This window comes from Enterobacter cloacae complex sp. P18RS (assembly GCF_014982105.1).
Classification (GTDB): domain Bacteria; phylum Pseudomonadota; class Gammaproteobacteria; order Enterobacterales; family Enterobacteriaceae; genus Enterobacter; species Enterobacter hormaechei_C.
The window spans coordinates 4268-4944 of the sequence record NZ_JADCKV010000050.1; the positions used below are offsets into that span (position 1 = coordinate 4268).

1 protein-coding gene is annotated in these 677 nt (G+C 63.8%); it reads right to left on the minus strand.

Going from position 1 to position 677, the window contains the following annotated elements; translation table 11 throughout:
* Nucleotides 1–35: 35 nt before the first annotated feature.
* A partial coding sequence (gene argF, locus INF61_RS22975; protein ID WP_227413533.1) for an ornithine carbamoyltransferase occupies nucleotides 36–677 on the minus strand: 642 nt, incomplete at its 5' end.

The following is a 677-nucleotide window of genomic DNA, read 5'->3' on the forward strand; positions in this document are numbered from 1 at the left end:
GCCGGGGTGAGGGCACCAGCGCTCCGAGGACCCAATCACTCCCCAAGCGTCGCCACCATCACCGCCTTAATCGTATGCATCCGGTTTTCCGCTTGGTCGAACACGATGCTCGCCGGCGACTCAAACACCTCGTCCGTCACTTCCATCCCGCCGTGCAGATCGAACTCTTTCGCCATCTGCTTGCCGAGCGTGGTCTGGTCGTCATGGAACGCCGGCAGACAGTGCAGGAACTTCACGTTCGGGTTGCCGGTGAGAGCCATCATCTGCGCGTTCACCTGATACCCGCGCAGCAGCGCGATACGCTCCGCCCACTTCTCTTTGGCTTCGCCCATCGACACCCACACGTCGGTATAGATAAAGTCCGCGCCCTTCACGCCCGCCGCCACGTCTTCCGTCAGGGTGATTTTCCCGCCGTGCTTTTCCGCCAGCGCGCTGCACTCTGCCACCAGGCTCTCTTCCGGCCAACAGGCCTTCGGGGCCACCAGGCGTAGATCCAGCCCGGTCAGCGCCGCCGCTTCCAGCATCGAGTTGCCCATGTTGTTGCGCGCGTCGCCCGCGTAGACCAGCGTCATCTCGTTAAACGCCTTGCCCGGCAGGTGCTCCTGCATGGTCAGCAGATCCGCCAGCAGCTGCGTCGGGTGGAACTCGTTGGTCAGCCCGTTCCACACCGGCACGCC